This is a genomic window from Oleiharenicola sp. Vm1 (assembly GCF_047777955.1).
Lineage (GTDB): Bacteria > Verrucomicrobiota > Verrucomicrobiia > Opitutales > Opitutaceae > Didemnitutus.
In genome coordinates, this window is the sequence record NZ_CP180537.1 from 1,783,750 (window position 1) to 1,800,361 (window position 16,612).

Below are 16,612 nucleotides of genomic sequence, written 5' to 3' on the forward strand. Positions count from 1 at the left end.
GCGGCGCGGGCGGGAGCTTACTTGGCCGGATTGTTCAGCTTCGAGTGGCGGCGGCTGTAGGTGAAGTAGATCACGATGCCGATGGCCATCCAGACGAGGAGCCGGATCCAGGTGTCGCGCGGCAGGCCGACCATCTGCGCGCCGCAGATGAGGATGCCGAGGATGGGCACCAGCGGCACGAGCGGGGTGCGGAAGGGGCGGGGAAGATCGGGCTGCTTGTAGCGCAGGACGATGATGGCGGCGCAGACGATGACGAAGGCCAGCAGCGTGCCGATGGAGACGAGCTCGCCGAGGAGCGAGAGCGGGAGGCAGCCGCCGATGATGGCGGCGAGGACGCCGGTGATGAGGGTGGTGACGTAGGGCGTCTTGAAGCGCGGGTGGACCTTGGCGAAGGCCGGCGGCAGCAGGCCGTCGTTGGCCATGGAGAAGAAGATGCGCGGCTGGCCCATGAGCATGACGAGGATGACCGAGCTCAGGCCGGCGATGGCGGCGATCTCGACGACGAAGCGCAGCCAGCTCGGGGCGCCGGCGGCGATGAGGGCGTTGACGACCGGGGCGGCGTTGTTGAGCTGCGTGTATTTCTGCATGCCGGTCAGCACGAGGGAGATTACGATGAAGAGCACGGTGCAGATGAGCAGCGAGCCGATGATGCCCTTGGGCATGTCGCGCTGCGGATTCTTCGCCTCCTGGGCGGAGGTGGAGACGGCGTCGAAGCCGATGTAGGCGAAGAAAATCACGCCCGCGCCGCGGAGGATGCCGCTCCAGCCGAACTGGCCGTCGACGCCGGTGTTGGCGGGGATGAAGGGCGTCCAGTTCTCCTTCGCGACGCCGAAGTGGTTGAGGATATACCAGACGCCGAAGCCGATGACGCCGAGCAGCACGGTGACCTTGGTGATCACCATGAGGTTGTTGAAATTCGCGGACTCCTTGATGCCGACGTAGAGCAGGGCGGTGAGGAAGACGATGATGCCGACCGCCGGGAGGTTCACCAGCGCGCCGGTCGAGACGAACGGATGGTAGGGCAGCTGGAAGAGGCCGAGGTTGAGGTATTCGGTCTTGGTCAGGTCGACGTCGAACGGCGCGTTGCAGAGGTGCGCGGGGAAGGTGACGCCGCAGAAGTCGTGCAGGAAGGTCACGAAGTGGCCCGACCAGCCGACGGCGACGGTCGGGGCGGTGAAGAGGTATTCGAGGATGAGGTCCCAGCCGATGATCCAGGCGAAGAACTCGCCCAGCGTGGCGTAGCTGTAGGTGTAGGCGCTGCCCGCGATCGGCACCATGGCGGCGAATTCGGCGTAGCACAGGCCGGCGAAGAGGCAGCCGAGGCCCGAGATCACGAACGAGAGCGCGATGGCCGGGCCGGCGTATTGCGCCGCGGCCTGGCCGCTGAGCACGAAGATGCCGGCGCCGATGATCGCGCCGATGCCCAGGCTGATGAGGTTCGTGGCGGTCAGCGTCTTGTTCAGCCGCTGGTCGCCGGACGCTTCAGCCTGCAGCTGCGCGACGGATTTGGTTTGGAACAGGCTCATAGGGTAACTGAGTAGGGGTGGGTCGAGAAAGGCGGAGGACCCGAACGGGTCAAGAGGAGGTTGGCTTCGGCTTCCGGCGATGCGGGAGCCGCGGCAGGTGGTCCGGCCACAGCAGCATGAATGCCGCATAGCCGACCAAACCGACAACGGGGCCGAGAATGACCGAGCCGAGGTAGAGCGTGAACAGCGCGTCGCTCGACCACACGGCGCCGGGGTTTGCCATCAGGTGATTCCAGACCTCGAAGGGCGACTCGCCGCGCACGACGCGGCCGACGAAGTAGCACGCGGAAAGTTGCACGGGCGCGGTGAGCGGCATGGAGATGAACTGGAGCCCGATGCAGAGCAGCAGGTTGGCGCGGCCGAAGAAGCCGCACACGCCCGCGATGAGCGATTGCGCGGGCAGGAACGGGATCGTGGTAATCGGAATGCCGATGAGCCACGCGCGCGCCAGGCTGCCGCGCGTCGGCATCCACAGCGCCTTGTCGAGCAGCCGGTCGCCGAGCCGGGAGTGCAGGAAGGAGCCCTTCAGCCCCTGGCGCGACAGGCGGCGGCGGTGCAGCCAGCGGTGGGCCCAGAGGGGAAGGCGCATGATTCGCGGGGAGGCGGCGAGCGTGGAACTCAAAAGGCCGAGCGCGGGACCTGGATCGAGTCGCCGGGGAAGAGCAACGGGTCCTCCTCCGGCTGGCGCTGGGCCAGGCGGACGTCGAAGTCGTAGGCCTTGCGGTCGCGGGTGAGGGTGACCTTGGTCTCCTTGGCGTAAAGGGTGAAGCCGCCGGCGGACTGCACGGCCTTGGCGAGCGTGAGGTCGGTCGACCATGGGATGCGGCCGGGGCGCTGCACCTCGCCGCCGATGTAGACGTAGCGCTCGGTGACGGTGACGCTGACGCTGATCGCGGTGTAGAACTTGCGGTCGAGGTAGGCCTGGCGGATGGCGGTGGAGAGCTCGCCGGTGTTCAGGCCGGCGGCCGGGATGACGCCGAGGAACGGCAGGCTGATCGCGCCCTGCTCGTCGATCTGGACCGGGTTGTTGCTCGGGTCGGGAATGCCGCTGAGCGTGACGGTCAGCGAGTCGCCGGGGCGGAGCTGCGCCGCGGTGGCGGAAGCGGCGACCTTCGGGTTCCGGCCGCCGGCGGCGGTCGGGGCGCTCTCGCAGCCGCTGAGTGCGGCGAGCGCGACAATCACGGCGAGGGACAGCAGCGAGCGGGAAAGGCGCATGAAGTGCGACGTTACTGCGCGAAGCCGCGGGCCGATGCAACACCGGAGCGACCGGTCGCGGGCCGCCGCCGTCCGGGCCTCATTTCGGAAAACAAAACAGCCGACGGGGGTGGCGTCGGCTGCGAAATCGCGGGGGCGGTCGGAGGCGGCTTAGCGGCGGCCGCGGCGGCTGCGCGAGGGCTTGTCGTCCTCTTCGTCCGCCTCTTCCTCGTCGTCGAAATCCTTCTCGGCGCCGTCGTCCTCGTCTTCCTCGTCGTCGCCTTCGCCCTTCTTGGCCTCGCCTTCTTCGTCGGACTCCTCGTCGTCCTCGTCCCATTTGAGCGAGGCGTCGTTCTTCATGCGCTCGTCCTCCTCCTCCTCGATGTCGGGAAGATCGTCCTCGTCCTCCTCGTTCGCGGCGGCGCGGCGCTTCGAGCGCGCGCCCGTGGCCGGGGCCTCCTCGTCGTCGTCGTCGCCGTAGCCAGCGGGCATGAAGTCGAGGATGGCGGTGAGCTCGGTGAAGAGGTGGACGGACTTGCCTTCGATGAAGTCGTTGTTCTGGGCCTCGCGGATCTGGTCCTCGACCTCGTCGACCGTGAGCTTCTCCTCGAAGTCGAAGAGATCGTTCAGCAGCTTCACCCGCAGGCGGGTGAGGTGGTCGAGCAGGTCGGCGTAGGGCCCGTTCTCCTCGTCGATGATGTCGGGGAGGGCGAAGAGCTTTTCATCGGACTCGAGCAGCGATTCCTTCGTCCGGCGGAGATTCACCCGGCCCTTCCCGAGATCCTTGACGATGCGGAATGCGATGAAGGCGCGCTCGAACACGTCGGGGTCGAAGCCATATTCCCGCAACGGCTCGATGGCCTCGATGAGGTGGTCGACCTGGCGCGGATCGATGATGCTGAGGGCGTCCACATCCCAGTGCACGGGGTCGCTGACCTCGTCGACCCACCAGTTGTGGTCTTCGCCGAGCCGCACGTTGCACCATTCGAGTTGGGGGGTTCCTTTCGCCATAGAGTGTGAAACTTCGTCCGGAAAAAGGACGCGCGCATGCCCGTGTCAAATACCGAAACACCTTTTTCTTAAAAATCTTCGTGCCGCCCCAAACGCCTCGTGTTGAGGACAGATGTGGCGCTTGAAAGATGGCGGCCCGAACCCCATCGTCCGCGCCAAATGGGACGGTTCTACGACGCCTTCGCGAAGCCTTACTTTTTCCGCCAGGATCCGGAGCACGCGCACGAGTCCGCCGTGCGCGCCCTGACGCTGCTCGGCCGGGTGCGCCCGCTCTGCGCGCTGCTGGAGCGCTGGGCGCAGCTCGATGCGGCGGCGCACCGCCCGATCGAGTGCTTCGGGCTGAAGTTTCCCAATGCCGTCGGCCTCGCCGCCGGCTTCGACAAGAACGGCGAGGCCTGGCCGGCCGCGGCCGCGCTGGGCTTCGGCCACGTCGAGATCGGCACGGTCACGCTGCACGCCCAGCCGGGCAACCCGCGGCCGCGCCTGTTCCGCTTTCCGAGCGAGGAGGCCGTGATCAACCGCATGGGCTTCAACAACGAGGGCGCCGCCGCGCTCGCCGAGCGGCTCATGCGCCTGCCCGGCCCCGGCCAGCGCCGCATCCCGCTCGGCGTCAACCTGGGCAAGACCAAGGTCACGCCGCTCGAGCAGGCCACCGAGGATTACCTCGGGAGCTTCCGCCTCCTCGCCGCGCACGCCGACTACATGGTCGTGAACGTCAGCAGCCCCAACACGCCCGGCCTGCGCGAACTCCAGGACGCGTCGTGGCTGAAGCCGCTGCTCGCCGCGCTCGTGGCGGAAAACAAGACGCGCGCCCTCGCGGGCAAACCGCGCCGCCCGCTCCTGCTCAAGATCGCGCCCGACCTCTCGTTCCCGCAGATCGACGCCGCGCTCGAGGTCATCGCCGACCTCGGCCTCGACGGCATCATCGCCACCAACACCACCCTGGCGCGCCCGGGCTCGTTCGCGACCGTCAACCAGGCCGGCGGACTCAGCGGCAAGCCGCTGCGCCGGCGCGCCACCGACCTGATCAACTACATCGCGCGCGCCACCAACGGCCGGCTGCCGATCATCGGCGTCGGCGGCATCTACGACGAGGAGTCCGCCGCCGAGAAGATGGATGCCGGCGCCTCCCTGGTGCAGGTCTACACCGGCATGATCTTCCGCGGTCCGTTCCTGGCCCGCGAACTCGCCCACGCGCTCAGCGTGCGCCATCGACGCTGAGCGCCGCTGCGCACCGCCCAGCCCGCCCGCGCCGCACCATGTCCGGGATCCGCACACTGCTCGTGGACAACGGCTCGCTCGAGCCGGCGGCGACGCTGCGCCTGCGCGGTCTCGCGCAGGCGCTGGCGGCGCGCGTCGGGACACCCGTCGAGCCGGTGTCGCTGCTGCACTCGTCCGCCATCGCGCCGGACCGCCTCGGCGGCGTGCCGGCGGAAATCCTCGAGCCCGCGCTCGAGCGGCGCCTCGCGGCCGGCGCGCGCGAGTTCCTGCTCGTGCCGCTGTTCTTCGGGCCGAGCCGCGCGCTGACCGAGTATCTGCCGGAGCGCGTGGCGAAACTGCGGGCGCGCACGCCCGACCTGCGCGTGCGGCTCGCGCCGGCGCTCTTTCAGGCCGACGACCCGCGGCTGGCCCAGATCCTGGCCGATCACGTGCGCGCGACCGCGGCCGGCTGGCCCGCGCCCTGGCGCGTCGCCCTGGTCGACCACGGCAGCCCGGTGCCGGCGGTGACCGCGGTGCGCGACGCGCTCGCGGCGCAGCTGGCGGCGGCGCTCGGGCCGGAGGTTCGCGTGGCGGGTTGCTGCATGGAGCGGCGCGAGGGCGCCGCGTTCGATTTCAACGGTCCGCTGCTCGAGACGTTGCTCGGCGCGGACGCCTGGCGCGAGAGCGCGGTGGTCGTGGCGATGCAGTTCCTGCTGCCCGGGCGCCATGCCGGGCCGGAAGGGGATGTGGCCGCGATCTGCCAGCGTGCCGGCGCGGCTCACCCGCGCCTGCGCACCCGGCTCACGCCGCTGGTGGCCGAGCACCCGCAGCTGGTTGCAATGCTTGCGGACCGCTGGCGGACGGGGTGCGCGGCGGCTCCGCTTTAGGCGGGAGCGCCGCGCCGAAGGCGGCGGACGACAGCTCGGCCTCGAGCGGCTCGTCGCGCAGCGGCAGGCTGTCGAGCCAGTCGCGCCAGACCTGCAGCCAGGGTTTCGTGGGCTTATCCGGACGCATGGGTCACCTCGCGGGGACGGTCCACGGCGAAGAGCGCGCGGTTTTGCGCCGCGGCCTCGCCGATGATGATCAGGGAAGGGTGTCCTCGAGCTCGGCCGCGAGCTCGGTGGCGGATTCCAGGGTGCCGGAGCGGATGACCTGCGTCGGACGCGAGGCGTGGCTCACGATCAGCAACGGGGTGTCCGGGGCGATGCCGGCGTCCTTCAAGCGCCCGGCGATTTCGCCAAGCCGGCGCGCGCCCATGTAGACGCACAGCGTGGCGCCGGGGTGGGCGAGGGCGGACCAGTCCACGGAGCGCGAGCGCTTGCCCTCGCATTCGTGGCCGGTGGTGAGGATCGCGGTCGAGGCGACGCCGCGCTGCGTGAGGCTGATCCCCGCCGCAGCGGCCGCGGCGCACGCGGCCGTCACGCCCGGAACGATCTCGAATTCGATCTGCGCGCAGCGGAGGGCGTGCAGCTCCTCGCCCAGGCGTCCGAACACGGTCGGATCGCCGCCCTTGAGTCGCACGACGCGCCGGCCGGCGCGGGCGTGGGCCACGAGGAGCCAGTTGATCTCCTCCTGCAGGGCGCTGTGCGTCCCGGCGCGCTTGCCCACGTAGATGAACTCCGTGCCCGGGCGGCAGTGCTCGAGCAGCTCCCGGTTGGCCAGGTCGTCATGCAGCACCACGTCCGCCTGCTGGAGGGCGCGCAGGCCCCGGAGGGTGAGCAGGTCGGCCGCGCCCGGCCCGGCACCGACGAAAGTGACGAAGCCCGGCTCGGGCGGTTGAAACATGACTAGGGACATGACCTATGACCTAATTTGCTTTTGCAATGCGTCAATCTCCCGTTTTGGTCCGGCGTGTCATGTCCGACGCTCCCGCCATTGCCCCTGCGCCTGCCCTCTCGAAGAACGAGCTGCTGAAGCAGCGCGACCCCACCCTAGCCGGCGACATCGCCGCCACGCTCGCCAACGCCGAGGCCCTGCGCTTCTCGGACGACGACGAGCAGTTCATCAAGTTCCACGGATTCTATCAGCAGGACGACCGCGACAAGCGGAAGACGGGCAAGGAATACATTTTCATGATCCGCAACCGCCTGCCCGGCGGTGTCGCCACGCCCGAGCAATACCTCGTGTTCGACGACCTCGCGACGCGCTACGGCAACAACACCCTGCGCATCACGTCGCGCCAGGCGTTCCAGTGGCACGGCGTGGTGAAAAAGGGCCTCGGTCCGCTGCTCAAGGGCATCAACGACGCGCTCTCGACTACGCTCGCGGCCTGCGGCGACGTCGCGCGCAACGTCATGGCGCCGTCCACGCCCTCGACTTCCGCGCTGACGGACGAGGTGCTCTCGGACGCCGCGCTCGTCTCGCGCGAGCTGCTCCCGCGCGCGACCGCCTATCACCAGATCTGGGTCGACGGCAACGAGGTGAAGCTCGGCGCGGAGCCGCCGGCCGAGGATCCGTTCTACGGCCGCCAGTATCTGCCGCGCAAATTCAAGACCGCGTTCGCCATCCCGCCGCTGAACGACGTCGACATCTTCACCAACTGCCTCGGCTTCGTCGCGATCGCCGATCCGGCCAACCCGGCCCGCGTGCTGGGCTACAATCTCCTCGCCGGCGGCGGCATGGGCATGTCGCACGGCAACAAGGAAACCTATCCGCGCGTCGCCGACGTGCTCGGCTTCTTCCCGCGCGCGCGCCTGGTCGACGTCGCCAAGGCCGTGCTCGTCGCCTACCGCGACCACGGCGACCGCGCCAACCGCAAGCACGCGCGCCTGAAATACGTGCTGGAGGAAAAGGGCGCCGCGTGGTTCCGCGAGCAGGTCGAGCAGCGCGCCGGCTTCCGCCTCGAGGCGGCGCGGCCGATGCGCTTCACGAAGCAGGGCGATCTCTTCGGCTGGCACCGGCAGACCGACGGCCGCTGGTTCCTCGGCCTCTACGTCGAGGCCGGCCGCGTGAAGGACACGCCGGCGCGCCAGCTGAAGACGGCGCTGCGCCGCATCGTGGAAAAGCACCGCGTAGAGGTGCGCCTCACGCCGTCGCAGAACCTCCTCCTCGCGCACGTCCCCGAAGCCGCGCGCGACGACGTCACCGCGCTCCTCGCCGAGCACGGCATCCCGGTCGAGAACCAGGCCGGCGCCGTGCGCCGCGCGTCGATGGCGTGCCCGTCGCTGCCGACCTGCGGCCTGGGCCTCGCCGAGAGCGAGCGCGCGCTGCCCGGCATCCTCGACGACTTCGAACGCGAACTGGCGGCGCTCGGCCTGGCCGACGAGGAGATCATCATCCGCATGACCGGCTGCCCGAACGGCTGCGCGCGTCCCTACATGGCCGAGATCGGCTTCGTCGGCCGCGCGCCGAACAAATACAACATCTACTTCGGCGGCGACGAGGCCTCGCTGCGCCTCAACCGCGAATTCCGCGCCAGCGTGAAGCGCGAGGATCTCCTCAAGGAAATCGGCCCCGTCCTCCGTCGCTGGCGCGACGAGCGCCGGCCCGGCGAGCGCTTCGGCGCGTTTGCCGAGCGGGTGATTTTCCCGGAACTCGCGGCCGCGGCCGCCGCCCCGGCCGCCACCGCCCCGGCTGCGACGCCGACTGTCACCTCATGAGCCAACGTCCCTCCGCTTCCCAAATCGCGCAGTGGAACGCCGAGCTGCGCGCGCGCACGCCGCTCGAGATCACGCGCTGGGCCGTCCAACACGGCGCGGGCCGCGCGATCGCCTCCACGAATTTCCGCCCGTATGAGGCGGCGATCCTCCACCTCGCGACCCGCGTCCAGCCCGACATCCGCGTGCTCTGGGTCGACCACGGTTACAACCGGCCCGCGACCTACCGCCACGCCGAGGCGCTGCGGGCGCGGCTGCGGCTGGACGTCCACGCCTACCTGCCGCGCGTCACCGTCGCCCATCGCGAGGCGCTGCACGGCCCGGTGCCCGATCCGGCCGACGAGCCGGCGATGAAGGCGTTCAGCGCCCAGATGAAACTCGAGCCGTTCCAGCGCGGCATGCGCGAACTGGCTCCGACGGTCTGGCTCACCGCGCTGCGCCGCGACCAGACGGCGAACCGCGCCGCGCTCGACCTCGTGGCGTGGGACGAGAATTTCCAGACGCTGAAGGTCAGCCCGTTCTTCTACTGGGACGACGCGCAGCTCGATCTTTACCTGCGCGAACACGACCTGCCGAACGAGTTCGATTATTACGACCCGGCCAAGGGCGACCAGAAGCGCGAGTGCGGCCTGCACGCCGCCTGGGGCAAGCGCGCGCTGGCGGAAGTGGGCACGGAGGCCGCCGGCAAATGAGCGAGCCTGTCATGCCTGTAATCCGCTCCGCGCCGCGCGCGTCTAGCTCACCGATGAGTTATCACCTCGATCACCTCGACTGGCTGGAGACCGAAGCGATCCACGTCATGCGCGAGGTTGCGGGCGAGTTCGACCGCCCCGCCATCCTGTTTTCCGGCGGCAAGGACTCCATCTGCCTGCTTCGTCTCGCCGAAAAGGCGTTTCGTCCCTCGGAGCTGCCGATGCCGCTGCTCAACGTCGACACCGGCCACCACTTCCCCGAGCTGAACGAATTCCGCGACCGCCGCGCGCAGCAGCTCGAGGCGCGCCTCATCGTCCGCACGGTGGAGGACGCGATCGCGCAGGGCATCGCCACGCCCGCGCCGGGCGAGATCTCGCGCAACCGCCTGCAGATTCCCACCCTGCTCGCCGCGGTGGAGGAATTCCGCTTCGACTGCCTGATCGGCGGCGCTCGCCGCGACGAGGAGAAGGCGCGCGCCAAGGAGCGGTTCTTCAGCTACCGCGACCAGTTCGGCCAGTGGGACCCGAAGAACCAGCGGCCCGAACTCTGGAACCTCTACAACGCGCGCCTCAGCCCCGGCGAGAACATGCGCGTGTTCCCGCTCAGCAACTGGACCGAGCTCGACGTCTGGGAATATATCCGGCGCGAGCGGCTCGAGGTGCCGAGCATCTATTTCAGCCACCGTCGTAGTTGTGTGCGTCGTGGCGGCCAATGGTTGCCGGTCACGGATTTGGTGCCTCCTCAGCCCGGCGAACGGGTCGAGGAGCTCCGCGTCCGCGTCCGCACCATTGGCGATATCATCTCCACCGGCCTGATCGAGTCGCCGGCCGACGACGTCGACGACATCATCGCCGAGGTCTCCGCCGCGCGCGTGACCGAGCGCGGTTCGCGCGCCGACGACCGCGCCTCCGAAGCCGCCATGGAGGATCGCAAGAAGGCGGGCTATTTCTAAACCGCGCCCGCGCGCACTCCTTTCTCCTCCTCGATGGTTTCCGAAGCTCTCGCCTCCTCCGCGACCCACGCCCGCCCGGCCGAACCCGCCGCGCCCGCGATCGACCTCCTCCGCTTCAACACCTGCGGCTCGGTCGACGACGGCAAGTCCACGCTCATCGGCCGGCTCCTCTACGACTCGAAGTCGCTGATGGACGACCAGGTCGAGGCGCTCGAGCGCTCCGCCGACCTCACCGGCGGCGGCCGCGTCAATCTCGCCAACCTCACCGACGGCCTGCGCGCCGAGCGCGAGCAGGGCATCACGATCGACGTCGCCTACCGCTACTTCGCGACGCCGCGCCGCCGCTTCATCGTCGCGGACACGCCCGGCCACGTCCAATACACGCGCAACATGGTCACCGGCGCCAGCACGGCGAACCTCTCGATCGTGCTCGTCGACGCGCGCGCCGGCGTGATCGAGCAGAGCCGCCGCCACGCCGCCATCGCCGGCCTGCTGCGCATCCCGCACCTGGTCGTCGCGGTGAACAAGATGGACCTCGTCGACTGGAGCGAGGCGCGCTTCAACGAGATCCGGGCCGAGTTCGAGAAGTTCCTGCCGCGCCTCGGCATCAAGGACGTGAAATTCATCCCGCTGAGCGCGCTGAACGGCGACAACGTCGTCGCGCCCTCGCCGCACACGCCGTGGTATCCGGGGCCCACGCTGCTCGCGCACCTCGAAACCGTGCACATCGGCAGCGACCACAACCTCGAAGAATTCCGCCTGCCGGTGCAGTGGGTCAACCGGCCGAACCGCCCCGGCGACGCCTCGCTGCACGACTTCCGCGGCGTCAGCGGCCAGATCGCCGGCGGCATCGTCCGCGTCGGCGACAAGGTGCTGGTGCTGCCCGCCGGCGTGACGACGCGCGTGAAACGCATCCACACGCTCGACGGCGACCTGCCCGAAGCCTTCGCGCCCCAGTCGGTCACGCTCGTGCTCGAGCACGACGTCGACGTCTCGCGCGGCTCGATGGTCGTGCGCACCGACGCGCTTCCCGGCGGCGGCACCGACCTGCGCGCCCAGCTCTGCTGGATGCACCCGCGCGCGCTGCAGCGCGGCCGCAAGCTGCTGCTGAAGCACACCACGGCGACCACGCCCGTGATCGTCAGCGAGCTCCTGCACCGGCTCGACCTCGAGACGTTCGAGCCGCGCGAGGCGCCGTCGGAGTTCGCCCTCAACGATCTCGGCGAGGTGCGCCTGCGCACGGCGAAGCCGATCTTCTTCGACGGCTACGCCACCAACCGCCTGACTGGCTCGTTCATCCTGATCGACCCGGACACGCACGCGACGGTCGGCGCCGGCATGCTGCACGCGCCGGCCGAGACCGTGCGCGCGGAATTCGCCGACTACACGATCTGAGGCCCGCGCCGGGCCGCCCGCCAAAAGATTTGCCCGCCCGGTGCGGTCGCCGCTACGGTCGCGCCGTGAAGATCCCGGTCAAGCTCGACTACTCGTGTCGCATCCTCTGCGAACTCGCGCGCCACTACGAACACGGCGAGCCCGTCCGCATCGATGATCTGTCGAAGGTCGAGGCCGTGCCGGCGAACTTTCTCGCCCAGATCCTGGGCGAGTTGAAGAACGCGAAGCTGGTCGTCAGCCGCCGCGGCGTGCAGGGCGGCTTCCTGCTGGCGCGCGCCCCGGACCAGATCACGCTGTTCGACGTCGTCCAGGCGATCGAGGGCGACCTGATGGAGCTGAGCGGCAACTTCGACGGCAAATCGGGCCGCAAGCTGAAGCAGATCTGGAACGAGATCCGCGGCGCCGCCGTGGCGCGGGCGCGCGACTACACCCTCGAGGCGATGGCCGCGAAGGTGGAGGCCGAGATGTATTACATCTGACGGCCGCGGCCGCCGCGGCGGGCGAGTCGGCTGCGCGGGGGCACGATTAGGCGTTTGACCCTGCCGGCGGCCTTAATTTGTTAAAGGTCATGTCCTCACTCGCCTTTAACGACATCGTTGCCACCGTCGGCAACACCCCGCTCATCAAGCTCAACCGCCTCGCGGCCGGCCTGCCGGGCAACGTCTACGTGAAGGCGGAGTTCTTCAATCCGCTGGCGAGCGTGAAGGACCGCATCGGCCGCGCGATGATCGAGGCGGGCGAGCGCGAGGGTAAGATCAAGCCCGGCACCGTCATCGTCGAGCCGACCTCCGGCAACACCGGCATCGCGCTGGCCTTCGTGGCGGCGCAGCGCGGCTACAAGCTGATCCTGACCATGCCGGAGACGATGTCGGTCGAGCGCCGCGTGCTGTTGCGGATGCTGGGTGCCGAAATCGTGCTGACGCCCGGCGCCGAGGGCATGAAGGGTGCGATCGCGAAGGCGAACGAGATCCTGGCGCAGCAGGGCGACAAGGGTTTCATGCCGCAGCAATTCGAGAACCCGGCCAACCCCGAAGTGCACCGTCGCACGACGGCCGAGGAGATCTGGGCGGCGACCGGCGGCAAGATCGACGCGTTCGTCGCCGGCGTCGGCACGGGCGGCACGATCACCGGTGTCGCCGAGGTGATCAAGGCGCGCACCGCACTGCATGTCGTGGCCGTCGAGCCGGTGACGAGCCCGGTGATTTCGGGCGGCCAGCCGGGCAAGCACAAGATCCAGGGCATTGGCGCGGGTTTCATTCCGAAAGTGCTCAACCGGGCCATCATCGACGAAGTGGTCACGGTGGCCGACGAGGATGCGTTCAACACCTCGCGCGAGGCCGCGCTGAAGGAGGGCATCCTCGGCGGCATCTCAACCGGCGCCAACATCTGGGCCGCGCTCCAGCTCGCGAAGCGCCCCGAGTTCGCCGGCAAGACGATCGTCACCATCGCCCCGAGCTTCGGCGAGCGCTACCTCTCGACCGCGCTGGCCGAAAAGGCGCGCCAGGAAGTGACGAGCTGAGCGAGCTTCGGTCGCGCTTTCCACCGCGCCGGCATTTCCGCCGGCGCTTTTTGTTGGGCGGAGGCGAGGCCTCCAGCCAGCCCGGCCACACGGCGATCGTTTCTCGTTAGCCGCGGGAGAGGGGCCGTTGTCCTCAACGGCCCTCGGCGCAGCGGCATCCTAGCCGAAGAACGGTTGGCGACGACCGCCCCGGCCGACGCGCATCGATCCGGCCGCCGTCAGATCGACCAGTCGAAATCCTCGATCCCGCCGAGCACGGCCTCCTTCGTGCGGCGCGGACGCACGACCAGGTTCGTGTCCTGGTAGTAGGCGATGCTGTTGGCCGGGATCGAGTCGAGGAGCCAGACGTTGGCGCCGACGACCGAATGCGCGCCGATGCGCGTGGTGCCGCCGAGGATCGTGGCGTGGGCGTAGATCGTCACGTGGTCGTCGATCTGCGGATGGCGTTTCACGCCCTTGATCGGCTGGCCGCTGGCGTCGACCTCGAACGATTTCGCGCCGAGCGTGACGCCCTGGTAGATTTTCACGTGATTGCCGATCACCGCCGTCTCGCCGATGACGACGCCGGTGCCGTGGTCGATGAAGAAATGCGTGCCGATGGTCGCGCCGGGGTGGATGTCGACGCCCGTGCGCTCGTGCCCGAACTCCGTGATCATGCGCGGCAGCAGCGGCACGCCCTCCCCGTAGAGGACGCGGGCGATGCGCTGCAGCGAGACGACGAGGACGGAGGGGTAAGCGAGGATGATCTCCTCGAAGCTGCGCGCGGCGGGATCGCCGGTGTAGGCGGCGTTGACGTCGGTCTGGATGATGCGGCGGATCTCGGGCAGCTTGGCCAGCGTGGTGGCGGTGGCGCGCTCGGCCCGGGCGGCCGGATCGGCCTCGCCGGCAAAGCGGAGGGCCTTTTCGACCTCGGCGCGCAGGTTGCGGGCGATCTTGGCGAGCTGTGGTCCCAGCCACTGCCCGACCTCGGCCTGCTTGAGCGAGCTCTTCTCGAAATAGCCCGGAAACAGCACGTGCATGAAATCCCGGGCGAGCTCCGCCACGCTGTCCTGCGAGGGCAGGTTGGGGCCATCGAGGTGGTTGATGCCGCCGTCGCGGGCGTAGGATTCGAGCAGGGCTTGAGCGAGGGCGTTCGGCTGCATGAAGCGCCGGCACGATTCGCCAAAAGGCGCCCGGGGTCAAATCCCCGACGCGTCAGTTTCCGCGCGAAAATCGCGGGGTCTGGGCCGGTTGGCTCCGGCGCGGCGACTCCCTCGAATCCCGGAGGGAGTGGTGCTCAGGGGGGGACTCGAACCCCCACGCCTTACGGCACACGCACCTCAAACGTGTGTGTCTACCAATTCCACCACCTGAGCGATTTCCAGTGAAGGAAGGGCGAATTAGGTAAATCGTCGGAACCTTGTAAAGCACTGAAATGCGCTTGCGTTGAACTTTCTGCGTCGGGACACTTCGACTTCCGCGTGGCACGACCGTAGCTCGCGGAACACCAAGCTAGTAAACCGACTCCCACCGGGTAACCACTCCCGTTTCCCCGCCCTTCATGGACGACCAACAGCCCGCCCCCGAGAGCAACGACGAGGGTCTGAACAAGATCGATCTGTCGCAACTGCAGAGCTTCACCTTCGGCACCCAATGGACCGAAGTTAAACCCGTCGGCCCCGGCGGTCGTCGCGAGCGCGACGACCGCGGTGGCGAACGCCGCGACCGGCGCGACGATGCAGGGCGCGGTCCTGGTGGCGCTCCGCGCGATCGGCGCGGCTTCCGCAAGCCCGCCGGCGCTCCCGCCGGCGAGGGCGGCGCGGCCGCTCCGCAAGCGCCCGAAGGCGAGCGCCGCTTCGACGCCCCGCGTGGCGACCGTCCGCCGCGCGGCGACGGTTTCCGCGGTGGCCCGCGGCGCGATTTCCGCGGCGGCCCCGGCGGCGGCGAGCGCCGTGATTTCCGCGGTGGCGACCGCCGCGATTTCGGCGGCGAGCGCGGCGCCCCGATGGAGCGCGGCCCGTATATCAGCCCGTATTTCACCAGCACGTGCTATCCCGAGGACACCGGCTTCGCCGCGATGGTGAAGGCTGTGCGCGCGTCCTGCCGCACCTTCCAGTTGTTCGAGATCACCAAGGCCGTGCTGGAGAAGAACGACCGCTTCGTCGTCGTCATCCAGCGCAAGGCCCCGGAGAAGCCCGCCGAGGGCGAGGCTGCCGCGGCCAAGCCCGGACCGCTGTTCATGACGATCCCGGATCACCTGCCCTTCGACACCGAGGAGGCCGCGATCCAGCACGTCCTGAAGAACCATCTCGCTAACTTCTTCGACACCGCCGAGGTCGAGATCGAGGCGCCGAAGGGCAATTTCCCGATTATCAACAAGTGCGGCATCACCGGCGAGCTGCTCGGGCCGCCCAACTACCACAAGTATCAGCAGATTCTCCAGCAGCACCACGCCACGCGCCTGGGGCGCATGCCGTTCGAGAAATTCCGCGACAGCATCGTTTCGTCGCGCGAGCCGGAAGTCGTCCAGCAGTGGATGGACAAGATGAAGAAGGCCACGCGCTACACCTGGAATCCGAAGCTCGCGAAGCCCGCCGCCCCCGCGGCCACTCCGGCCGTCGCCGCTCCGGCCGAGGGTGCTGCTCCGGTTGAGGCCGCCGCGGAAGCGCCGCCGCCCGCCGAGGTCGCGCCGGCTCCCGCGCCCGAAGCCGCGCCGGCCGGCCCGAGCTTCGACAGCCTCGAGGAGGCGCGCGCCTACCTGCTCGCGAACGCGAAGGAAAAGGTCGTCCGCGCGGTCGAGAACGTCCGTTTCCACGGCAAGCTGATCGAGAAGCTCCCGCCCGGCGAAATCAAACGCGCCGTCGAGGGCCACGTCGAGCGCCAGCGCCGCTTCCCGCTCGACACCGCCAACGCGCTCCGCGGCCGCCTGCGCCGCGAGGGCTTCACCATCTTCAAGAAGGGCTCCCGCGGCGTCTCCTACGTCTGTGCCGTGAAGCGCCGCTTCCGCGTGCCCGGCCAGGTGTTCTCCGAGGCGATCGGCGCCCTGATCGACTTCATCGAGAAGAACCCGATGCTGCACGTGAAGGACCTGCCGCAGAAATTCCTCGGCCTCGATCTCGCCGCCGCCACCGCGGCCGCGCCGGCTCCGGCCGAGGGCAGCACGCCCTCGCAGACTCCGTTCGCCGCGCTTCCGCCCGAACAGGCCGACAAGCTGCGCAAGATGAACCAGGACCTGCGCTGGCTCGTCATGGAGGGCTACGTCACCGAGTTCTCCGACGGCAAACTCTTCGCGCCTCCGCCCATGACGCCGCAAGCCGGCAAGAAGGCGGACGAGCACGGCGAGGAGCACGACCCGGTCGACTTCCCGGAGGCTCCGGCCGCCGCTGTCGCCGAGGCCGCGCCCGCCCCGAGCGCGGCGGCCCCGACGGCGGAAGCCGCCCCCGCGGCGGAGGCTCCCGCACCCGCCCCCGCGGCCGAGCCGACGCCGGCCCCGGAGGCCCCGGCCGAGGAATCGCCCAAGACCGAGCCACCGGCCGGCGCTTGAGTC

At 69.2% G+C, this 16,612-nt stretch carries 15 protein-coding genes and 1 tRNA gene; 9 read left to right on the top strand and 7 right to left on the bottom strand.

Features of this window, described 5'->3' with window-relative positions; genetic code table 11:
* Window positions 1–17: 17 nt before the first annotated feature.
* The 4 genes from ACMYLB_RS09170 to ACMYLB_RS09185 form a co-directional block, all read right to left on the bottom strand.
* The gene (locus ACMYLB_RS09170) at window positions 18–1,526 is read right to left on the bottom strand and encodes an amino acid permease (protein ID WP_415910623.1); all 1,509 of its coding nucleotides are present in this window, start codon (window positions 1,524–1,526) and stop codon (window positions 18–20) included.
* 49 nt (window positions 1,527–1,575) lie between these two features.
* Complete coding sequence (locus ACMYLB_RS09175; protein ID WP_415910624.1) at window positions 1,576–2,115, bottom strand: DUF2062 domain-containing protein; 540 nt, start codon at window positions 2,113–2,115, stop codon at window positions 1,576–1,578.
* 29 nt (window positions 2,116–2,144) lie between these two features.
* Window positions 2,145–2,741: a polysaccharide biosynthesis/export family protein gene (locus ACMYLB_RS09180; protein ID WP_415910625.1), complete on the bottom strand. Its 597-nt coding sequence runs from the start codon at window positions 2,739–2,741 to the stop codon at window positions 2,145–2,147.
* Window positions 2,742–2,891: 150 nt separating this feature from the next.
* Window positions 2,892–3,731, bottom strand: a complete 840-nt coding sequence (locus ACMYLB_RS09185) for a hypothetical protein (protein WP_415910626.1) — start codon at window positions 3,729–3,731, stop codon at window positions 2,892–2,894.
* A 159-nt stretch (window positions 3,732–3,890) separates the two neighbouring features.
* Here ACMYLB_RS09185 and ACMYLB_RS09190 point away from each other — a divergent pair, with 159 nt between their 5' ends.
* Window positions 3,891–4,952 carry a quinone-dependent dihydroorotate dehydrogenase gene (locus ACMYLB_RS09190; RefSeq protein WP_415910627.1) on the top strand — a complete coding sequence of 354 codons (1,062 nt, stop codon included), beginning with the start codon at window positions 3,891–3,893 and terminating at the stop codon, window positions 4,950–4,952.
* A 38-nt stretch (window positions 4,953–4,990) separates the two neighbouring features.
* Window positions 4,991–5,818, top strand: coding sequence for a sirohydrochlorin chelatase (locus ACMYLB_RS09195; protein ID WP_415910628.1), 828 nt, complete (start codon window positions 4,991–4,993; stop codon window positions 5,816–5,818).
* Window positions 5,819–6,014: 196 nt separating this feature from the next.
* Here the strand turns inward: ACMYLB_RS09195 and cobA are convergent, their stop codons facing one another.
* The gene (gene cobA, locus ACMYLB_RS09200) at window positions 6,015–6,716 is read right to left on the bottom strand and encodes a uroporphyrinogen-III C-methyltransferase (protein WP_415910629.1); all 702 of its coding nucleotides are present in this window, start codon (window positions 6,714–6,716) and stop codon (window positions 6,015–6,017) included.
* Window positions 6,717–6,787: 71 nt separating this feature from the next.
* On the opposite strand from cobA, the gene ACMYLB_RS09205 reads away from it, so the two are divergent.
* The 6 genes from ACMYLB_RS09205 to cysK all read left to right on the top strand — a co-directional run bounded on the left by ACMYLB_RS09205 (window position 6,788) and on the right by cysK (window position 13,086).
* The gene (locus ACMYLB_RS09205) at window positions 6,788–8,530 is read left to right on the top strand and encodes an NADPH-dependent assimilatory sulfite reductase hemoprotein subunit (protein WP_415910630.1); all 1,743 of its coding nucleotides are present in this window, start codon (window positions 6,788–6,790) and stop codon (window positions 8,528–8,530) included.
* Complete coding sequence (locus ACMYLB_RS09210; protein ID WP_415910631.1) at window positions 8,527–9,219, top strand: phosphoadenosine phosphosulfate reductase family protein; 693 nt, start codon at window positions 8,527–8,529, stop codon at window positions 9,217–9,219. The genes ACMYLB_RS09205 and ACMYLB_RS09210 overlap by 4 nt, the downstream gene beginning before the upstream one ends.
* Before the next feature lie 53 nt (window positions 9,220–9,272).
* Window positions 9,273–10,172, top strand: a complete 900-nt coding sequence (cysD, locus tag ACMYLB_RS09215) for a sulfate adenylyltransferase subunit CysD (RefSeq protein ID WP_415910632.1) — start codon at window positions 9,273–9,275, stop codon at window positions 10,170–10,172.
* Between the two features lie 33 nt (window positions 10,173–10,205).
* Window positions 10,206–11,567, top strand: a complete 1,362-nt coding sequence (locus tag ACMYLB_RS09220; protein ID WP_415910633.1) for a sulfate adenylyltransferase subunit 1 — start codon at window positions 10,206–10,208, stop codon at window positions 11,565–11,567.
* A 65-nt stretch (window positions 11,568–11,632) separates the two neighbouring features.
* A complete protein-coding gene (locus tag ACMYLB_RS09225; RefSeq protein ID WP_415910634.1) occupies window positions 11,633–12,046 on the top strand; it encodes an RrF2 family transcriptional regulator in 414 nt (137 codons plus the stop codon).
* Window positions 12,047–12,135: 89 nt separating this feature from the next.
* A complete protein-coding gene (gene cysK / locus ACMYLB_RS09230) occupies window positions 12,136–13,086 on the top strand; it encodes a cysteine synthase A (protein WP_415910635.1) in 951 nt (316 codons plus the stop codon).
* Between the two features lie 218 nt (window positions 13,087–13,304).
* On the opposite strand, the gene epsC is transcribed toward cysK, so the two are convergent.
* Window positions 13,305–14,228, bottom strand: a complete 924-nt coding sequence (gene epsC, locus ACMYLB_RS09235) for a serine O-acetyltransferase EpsC (protein ID WP_415910636.1) — start codon at window positions 14,226–14,228, stop codon at window positions 13,305–13,307.
* Between the two features lie 128 nt (window positions 14,229–14,356).
* Window positions 14,357–14,441, bottom strand: a tRNA-Leu gene (locus ACMYLB_RS09240).
* A 185-nt stretch (window positions 14,442–14,626) separates the two neighbouring features.
* Here ACMYLB_RS09240 and ACMYLB_RS09245 point away from each other — a divergent pair.
* Window positions 14,627–16,609, top strand: a complete 1,983-nt coding sequence (locus ACMYLB_RS09245) for a hypothetical protein (protein ID WP_415910637.1) — start codon at window positions 14,627–14,629, stop codon at window positions 16,607–16,609.
* Window positions 16,610–16,612 lie beyond the last annotated feature (3 nt).

Bases quoted from the DNA above. Each gene is read 5' to 3' on its own strand.
- ACMYLB_RS09170 (WP_415910623.1), bottom strand. From the start codon at position 1,526: ATGAGCCTGTTCCAAACCAAATCCGTCGCGCAGCTGCAGGCTGAAGCG.
- ACMYLB_RS09175 (WP_415910624.1), bottom strand. From the start codon at position 2,115: ATGCGCCTTCCCCTCTGGGCCCACCGCTGGCTGCACCGCCGCCGCCTG.
- ACMYLB_RS09180 (WP_415910625.1), bottom strand. From the start codon at position 2,741: ATGCGCCTTTCCCGCTCGCTGCTGTCCCTCGCCGTGATTGTCGCGCTC.
- ACMYLB_RS09185 (WP_415910626.1), bottom strand. From the start codon at position 3,731: ATGGCGAAAGGAACCCCCCAACTCGAATGGTGCAACGTGCGGCTCGGC.
- ACMYLB_RS09190 (WP_415910627.1), top strand. From the start codon at position 3,891: ATGGGACGGTTCTACGACGCCTTCGCGAAGCCTTACTTTTTCCGCCAG.
- ACMYLB_RS09195 (WP_415910628.1), top strand. From the start codon at position 4,991: ATGTCCGGGATCCGCACACTGCTCGTGGACAACGGCTCGCTCGAGCCG.
- cobA (WP_415910629.1), bottom strand. From the start codon at position 6,716: ATGTTTCAACCGCCCGAGCCGGGCTTCGTCACTTTCGTCGGTGCCGGG.
- ACMYLB_RS09205 (WP_415910630.1), top strand. From the start codon at position 6,788: ATGTCCGACGCTCCCGCCATTGCCCCTGCGCCTGCCCTCTCGAAGAAC.
- ACMYLB_RS09210 (WP_415910631.1), top strand. From the start codon at position 8,527: ATGAGCCAACGTCCCTCCGCTTCCCAAATCGCGCAGTGGAACGCCGAG.
- cysD (WP_415910632.1), top strand. From the start codon at position 9,273: ATGAGTTATCACCTCGATCACCTCGACTGGCTGGAGACCGAAGCGATC.
- ACMYLB_RS09220 (WP_415910633.1), top strand. From the start codon at position 10,206: ATGGTTTCCGAAGCTCTCGCCTCCTCCGCGACCCACGCCCGCCCGGCC.
- cysK (WP_415910635.1), top strand. From the start codon at position 12,136: ATGTCCTCACTCGCCTTTAACGACATCGTTGCCACCGTCGGCAACACC.
- epsC (WP_415910636.1), bottom strand. From the start codon at position 14,228: ATGCAGCCGAACGCCCTCGCTCAAGCCCTGCTCGAATCCTACGCCCGC.
- ACMYLB_RS09245 (WP_415910637.1), top strand. From the start codon at position 14,627: ATGGACGACCAACAGCCCGCCCCCGAGAGCAACGACGAGGGTCTGAAC.